This is a genomic window from Wolbachia endosymbiont of Mansonella ozzardi (assembly GCF_020278625.1).
Classification (GTDB): Bacteria; Pseudomonadota; Alphaproteobacteria; order Rickettsiales; family Anaplasmataceae; genus Wolbachia.
On record NZ_JADAKK010000062.1, the window covers coordinates 1 to 6,335 of the forward strand.

Genomic DNA, 6,335 nt, shown 5'->3' on the forward strand with positions numbered 1-6,335 from the left:
AAAGTTAATATAAATAACTAGCCACCGACCGGAGCTTCTTTTGCCTTTTTTCAGGTAACGTTTACCACTCAAAGGGAGGGTGTAATGCCTCGAGAGAATTTTTAATGTGCTCAGGGGGAAGGGCAGTGATAGCGATTTTTTTGTTATTCGGCAGTTTTAAAGATAAAGAACACGAATGGAGATGGATTTTATTTGCTATACCGTTGATAAAAGCCTTCCTACCACCATATTTACCATCACCAAGAATAGGACAGTTTATATGGGCTAAATGCGCCCTTAATTGATGGGTCCTGCCAGTAATTGGTTGCAATTCTAAGTAAGCGACATTATGCTCTAGCCTTGCTATGATTGAAAAACGCGTAGTGGCATTCTGAAATGAATTTTCATCAATGACCACCTTTTCTTGACCTGAAATGCATTTTTTTGCCAATGGATAGTCTATTATTCCTCTATTCTTGTTCGGTACGCCGGAAGTTAATGCTAAATAAGTTTTTTTTACCCTACGTGCTTTGAATTCTTCCATAAGGTATCTGGCAACATTGGCATTGCGTGCAAATATTATCGCTCCGCTTGTATCCCTATCCAGCCTATGAACAATCTTAAATGTTTCTCCCTCTTTGATTTGGTCAAGTAAATCACTAATGCTAATTTTTACTTTTACACCACCTTGAACGATCACTCCTGCAGGTTTGTTTATAGCTAGTATGTATTCATCTTCATACAATATGTTATCTTTCAGTAGATTTACTAACTCTTGATTATATTTGCGTTCGGAATTGGTATTTTTAATATAATCTAAGTGTTTTATCGTTATAGTTTGCCCAGAGTTCACTCTATCACTCGACTTTGCTTTGCATCCATCAACTTTGATCAACTCTCTTCTTAAAAATTTCTCAATTACAGATTGCTTTAAATTAGGAAAAATTCTTCTGATGTACCTATCCAGCCTAACGTTGTCATCTTTTACTGATACGGTTTTAACATTTTCCATTATTTTATTTGAATAGACAGTCAGCTATTTGCATAACATAAAAAAGTATAGCACAAAACGTGCATCATAAAATCACTTTTCGGAATGTCATTTAAACGAGTAACACACAATTGTACAAGCATTACGATTTTTAGGTAATTTACGCGGCAGATGGCGTCATGCAAATAGCTGACACTGGCTCCGGCATTTCACGCAATTTCATCGAAAACGTTGTTTTAACGTAATACATTCTATGATCACTAATTTGCTTGTGAACAGTAAACTTTCCTGTATCCCAGTGTCTAGCACTGGGATAACAGAAAGAGGTCACTGAGATGACATCTCCTAGGATACTTGGACAACACCTTCCCGATGGGCTCAAATTCAACATTCGCACAGTTATTCGCGTAACACTTAGATCCAGAGGTTTTTACAATATAAATCTTATTGTCAAGCAACAGACTGATTTAGCTAAGCAAACTAAACATAAAGTTTAAAATTCTGCTGTTAACTTCCTGCAGAATTAGTGGAACCAGGGATTAATGCTTGATCAAAGCAACTTAATTAGTTATCCTAAGTTTTTAAATATGGTAAAATGACAGCTTTTGTCCCTCTATTTATTTTTTTAATCTTATATCTTGGAAGCGGCACTTATTTCTCTTTTATCGGAACTGACAATCCACTTTATCAGGTTTCACCGGTAATTTGCTTACTACCAGCGCTATTTTTTGCTGTTTCACGCGGTACAAATAAAACTCAGCATAACATCGATACTGTCATCGATGGCATGGGTGACAAAAACACCCTTACTATGTGTTTAATCTTTCTATTTTCCGGAGCATTTTCTTCTGTTACCCAATCAATTGGTAGTGCAGACACTGTTGCTAATCTAATTCTCAATTGCCTTCCAACAAGGTTACTATTACCTGGAATATTCTTGGCTTCTGCTTTTATTTCAACTGCAATCGGCACGTCCATGGGGGTTATTGCATTAATGGTACCAATCGCTGCTAACCTGGCAAAAAGTGGAGCTTTTGGTCTTGAAATAGGAACTGCAACTGTGGTTGGAGGTTCCATATTTGGTGATAACCTCTCAATGATATCCGACACCACTATTGCATCTGTTTCTTCACAAGGAGCTGCAATAAGGGATAAACTTAAAGTGAACTCCAAAGTGGCACTTGTTGCAAGCATTATAACGCTTGTCTATCTGGCAATAACTGCAGACAGTACAAAAATTGTTACTATCTCAAACTTAGATTATTTATCGATAATAAAAGTTATCCCTTACATTTCTCTAATAATCATGGGTCTGCTTGAAGTTTCTACTTTAGTCACAATAACTGTAAACATAATTATTGCTGGTGTGCTAGGAATAGTCTTTTTTGACTATGCTATCATTCAATTTCCCCATGACATATATAATGGTTTTAAGGAAGTAAATGAAATAGTGATCTTTGCTCTATTTATTGGTGGACTAAGCCATATAATGTACGAACAAGGTCAAAAAGCATTACATAAACTCATCGATAAAAGTGATATTACAAAGACTAAAGCTGAATTTGTGATAGCAGGAATAGCATCTATGTTCACCGTTCTGGTTGCCAATAATACCATTGCTATTTTACTAAGCGGTGGTATTGCGAAAAGGCTTGCACAAAAACACAATATTGCGCTATACCGCAGTGCATACTTATTAGATGTTTTTGCTTGTGCTACAAAAGGCATCTTGCCTTATGGTTCTCAACTACTGCTAGCAGGTAGCATAGCCTCTATATCACCTATTTCTTTATTAACACATGTGTATTACTGCTTTATTTTAGCAGCAACTACAATAGGTGAAATAATCATCAACAGTAGACATTATAGGGCTGTGGCTTGATGCATTGGTTGGGTTTAGAGTTTCTCTTATCTTTATATTTTTTGCTTATTTCATCTCTTCCAAAGGCTCTATATTAAAGACAGAAAGCCCAGAAGCAATGACGTGTGCTAAGGCCTGGACTAGAAACATTCTTGCAGCAGTTAGGTCTAAGTTATTTTCCAGTATGAACCGCATGTTTAAGTCGCTTTTGCCATACCCCCATAGAGCATGAAATGCTTCTGCAACTTCAAGTAAGTAGAAAGTGATTCTGTGTGGCTCGTAAAGCCTTGCTGCTATTTCTACTACATCTGGCCACTTTGCTAAGGTTTTTATGAGGAAGAGCTCTCCATCTGTTTTTAAAAGTGAAAGGTCTGCACTTGGGAGTTCTTTTGGAGCATTACGCATCAATGAATGAGCACGAGCGTGAGCATATTGCACGTAAAAAATAGGATTATTTTTTGACTGCTCTTTAACCTTGGCAAAATCAAAGTCTAAGACCACATCACTCTTGCGTGTCAGCATTATAAAACGAGTAATATCTCTGCCAACTTCTTCCACTACATCCCTTGCTGTGAGGAAACTTCCTGATCTTTTTGACATCTTGACAGGTTTCCCATCCTCGAAAAAATTCACAATATTATGTAGTTTTACCTCTATTTTCGCTTTATTATCGCTCAGTGCAGAGACAACTGCTTTAAGCCTTCTGACATAACCTCCATGGTCACTACCAAGCTCTACGATCATGTTGTTGAAACCACGTGATACCTTATCAAAATGGTAAGCAATGTCCGAGGCAAAATAAGTCCAACTGCCATCCTCTTTTTTCAGTGCGCGATCAACATCATCACCAAATTTTGTGGAGCGAAACAACATCTTTTTTCTGGAAGCCCAATTTTCGCTTTCTTTGCCTTTTGGTTTTTCCAAATACCCTTCATACACTAAACCCTTGTCAGACAACATCTTTATGCTCTCTTCGATTTTGCCACTTTTTTGTAGCTCATATTCTGAAGTAAAAACATCGTGACTTACTCCAAGCAAGCTCATGTCTTTCTTTATAAGTTCTAAAATAGAACTCAAAGTATACTCTCTGATTACCTGATTATCTTGGCTATTTAAAAACTTTGAGCCATATTTTTTGGCTAGCCCCTCCCCTATTGGTTTTAAATATTCGCCAGGATACAAACCTTTTTCGATACAGATCTTCTCTCCCAGAGCTTCCCTATATCGCAAATATACTGACTGAACTAGCGTATCTACCTGAGCTCCAGCGTCATTAATGTAGTATTCCTTGGTGACTTTATAACCAACTTTTTTCAGTAAATTTGCTAAAACGTCACCAAACACTGCTCCTCTTGCATGACCGATATGCAGTGGACCGGTTGGATTTGCAGATACAAATTCAACATTGATGGCCTGATTGTTTCCAACATTTAGAGTACCGAATTCTGTTTTCAGCTCATTTATTTGTTTGAGAATCCCATGCCATATTTCTATTTTCAAGTGCATATTAATAAAGCCAAAGCCTGCAACTTCCACTTTCTCAATTTCATCAAACAGTTCAAACTCTTTTGCCAATATTCCTGCAATTTCGACTGGATTCTTACTTTCATGCTTTGCAAGTACCATAGCAACATTTGTATAAACATCCCCATGTACTCTATTACTTGGAGGTTCTACGATAAAATTTTCTGCATCTAACACCCCTTGCTTCAACTCATTTAATTTACTAAGGATTAGCGAGGAGATCCGCTTAAAAATGTTCATCAATCAAAAAACTATAAAACTATAGCAGTATAGTAAATAAATGAGGTTAGTTGAAGGCTTATCTTGTGCAGCTTATACAGAAATTACCAAGAGGAAAAAACTTACCAATGCCGTGTTTTTTCAGATAACGGCACAGGAGTTAAACGCAACTTGCAAAATATAAACAGGTATGCTTTAAATGCTCCCCCTCTATTTTTATCTACACAGTTTCTCAAAATTAAACAGCCTTTTTGCAGTTAATAACAATCACAAATGTTGCAACCTAGATCAGATATTAGCACGGGCTTATTTAAATCAAAAAATTCTGTCTGCCACAACTTTTACCATAGGTAGTCCACCTTTCCAACCATAAGGTATTATCACTGCGTTACCAGAATCATAGGCATGATAACATGAAGCATGATGACCATTGTAATATGGATCATGACAATGCTTAAAGCGTAAGTTATGATGATGGTTGAAACATGGATACTCATCTAAAGTTCTTATTTTACTTCCCCAATCTACTGAAGGCTTCATAGAGGAAAATTCCCTTTTGTCTACTATAAACTTTACATGTGGTTTCCTGCATTTACTGTAGTAACTTTTTCAGGAAGTTTTCTTTCACTTCCATTATCTAACGTAAGTTCTGCAGTAGATTCACTTCGTCCACTATAGATTTTACTGAAGTTCCTCTGTGTCTGTTGTAGGTTCTCCAGGAGGTTCTTTCTCCTTGCTTTCATTTTCCACCGCAGGCTTTGCAGTGGGATCCCCTTCGCTTTCATTGCCTACTGCAGGTTCTTCAGTAGTTTCCTCTGTAATTTCATTTTGGCTAACATCATTTTGAACATCATCGCTTCTGGCGTAGAAATCTCCTATATAGTAAACACTTTATTTTAAATTAACAGTATTAGTAGGGAAGGCAAGAAAGACCATACATCAAATGGACTGTCAAAGTTATAAGCCAACAGACAGAGGTGTATAATGTATATCCCTTCCTTTTGTCTTGTACTCTATTTATCATATTAAGTCAACGCTATTTGTGACTTAATATGATATCGCTCATTTTTGGCTCTCTACGCACTTTTTCACGTCTCTCATTAGCTACAATTTACCTACAAAATTTATTGCACCTAAATTATTTTCTTAGTAGAAACAGCTGCTGCAATGTAGTTTGAATGTTCAGTTACTCCTTCAGTTTTTGCAACTTTTATTATACTAGTTCCTGTTTTTCCACTTTCACTTCTAGTCCAATATGGTGGTATATTCAGCAATACTCTGTTACCAGAGTCATGAGCATAGCACTATGCTGCATCATAACGATTACTGTGACATGGATTGCAATAATGCTTGAAATATAGGTTATTATCACCTTGAAATGGAATATGATGATGTTTGAGAAACGCATGTAAATTAGAAATGCAATAATCGCCTAAAGGCAAAATTTCTGCGCGGTCATACAATCCTAATCTAAGTAAGGCCTATTATCGAATTTATCAGATATGTATAACGGTTTACAATCTGAAAAATGAGGTTCACCTATATTATGGTAATAGGCATTATATGGTTATAAAATTGAGTAACAAGTCATAAAAATCCTTTGAAAAATAACTATTATACTAATTGTATGATAAAATGATTAACAATTTTATAACATAAAGATTAAAATTAGAATACCTAAGACCTTATACCAATCCCACTACACAGAAAGGGGACAGACGAAAGTAGAAAAAAGTTATAACGTCATCCAATAGAAACGAA

At 36.3% G+C, this 6,335-nt stretch carries 6 protein-coding genes; 1 reads left to right on the forward strand and 5 read right to left on the reverse strand.

The annotated features are described in order from the left end of the window. Positions 1 to 61 precede the first annotated feature (61 nt). Entirely contained in the window at positions 62 to 991 is a 930-nt protein-coding gene (locus tag IHO40_RS05165; RefSeq protein WP_255586009.1) for an RluA family pseudouridine synthase, read from the reverse strand. A 574-nt stretch (positions 992 to 1,565) separates the two neighbouring features. Between IHO40_RS05165 and IHO40_RS05170 the strand changes: the two genes are divergently transcribed. After that, positions 1,566 to 2,852 carry a Na+/H+ antiporter NhaC family protein gene (locus IHO40_RS05170; protein ID WP_225537075.1) on the forward strand — a complete coding sequence of 429 codons (1,287 nt, stop codon included), beginning with the start codon at positions 1,566 to 1,568 and terminating at the stop codon, positions 2,850 to 2,852. Between the two features lie 45 nt (positions 2,853 to 2,897). Here the strand turns inward: IHO40_RS05170 and argS are convergent, their stop codons facing one another. The 4 genes from argS to IHO40_RS05190 form a co-directional block, all read right to left on the reverse strand. After that, the gene (gene argS, locus IHO40_RS05175; protein ID WP_225537076.1) at positions 2,898 to 4,595 is read right to left on the reverse strand and encodes an arginine--tRNA ligase; all 1,698 of its coding nucleotides are present in this window, start codon (positions 4,593 to 4,595) and stop codon (positions 2,898 to 2,900) included. A 294-nt stretch (positions 4,596 to 4,889) separates the two neighbouring features. After that, positions 4,890 to 5,114 (reverse strand): hypothetical protein, encoded by a 225-nt coding sequence (locus IHO40_RS05180; protein WP_225537077.1) that lies wholly within the window; start codon positions 5,112 to 5,114, stop codon positions 4,890 to 4,892. 32 nt (positions 5,115 to 5,146) lie between these two features. After that, positions 5,147 to 5,317, reverse strand: a complete 171-nt coding sequence (locus IHO40_RS05185) for a hypothetical protein (protein ID WP_225537078.1) — start codon at positions 5,315 to 5,317, stop codon at positions 5,147 to 5,149. Between the two features lie 390 nt (positions 5,318 to 5,707). Continuing rightward, positions 5,708 to 5,848: a hypothetical protein gene (locus IHO40_RS05190; RefSeq protein ID WP_225537079.1), complete on the reverse strand. Its 141-nt coding sequence runs from the start codon at positions 5,846 to 5,848 to the stop codon at positions 5,708 to 5,710. Positions 5,849 to 6,335: the final 487 nt, after the last annotated feature.

What these genes read in the sequence shown, in the direction of transcription:
- IHO40_RS05170 (WP_225537075.1), top strand. Translation starts at nt 1,566, where the DNA reads ATGACAGCTTTTGTCCCTCTATTTATTTTTTTAATCTTATATCTTGGA.
- argS (WP_225537076.1), bottom strand. Translation starts at nt 4,595, where the DNA reads ATGAACATTTTTAAGCGGATCTCCTCGCTAATCCTTAGTAAATTAAAT.
- IHO40_RS05180 (WP_225537077.1), bottom strand. Translation starts at nt 5,114, where the DNA reads ATGAAGCCTTCAGTAGATTGGGGAAGTAAAATAAGAACTTTAGATGAG.
- IHO40_RS05185 (WP_225537078.1), bottom strand. Translation starts at nt 5,317, where the DNA reads ATGAAAGCAAGGAGAAAGAACCTCCTGGAGAACCTACAACAGACACAG.
- IHO40_RS05165 (WP_255586009.1), bottom strand. Translation starts at nt 991, where the DNA reads ATGGAAAATGTTAAAACCGTATCAGTAAAAGATGACAACGTTAGGCTG.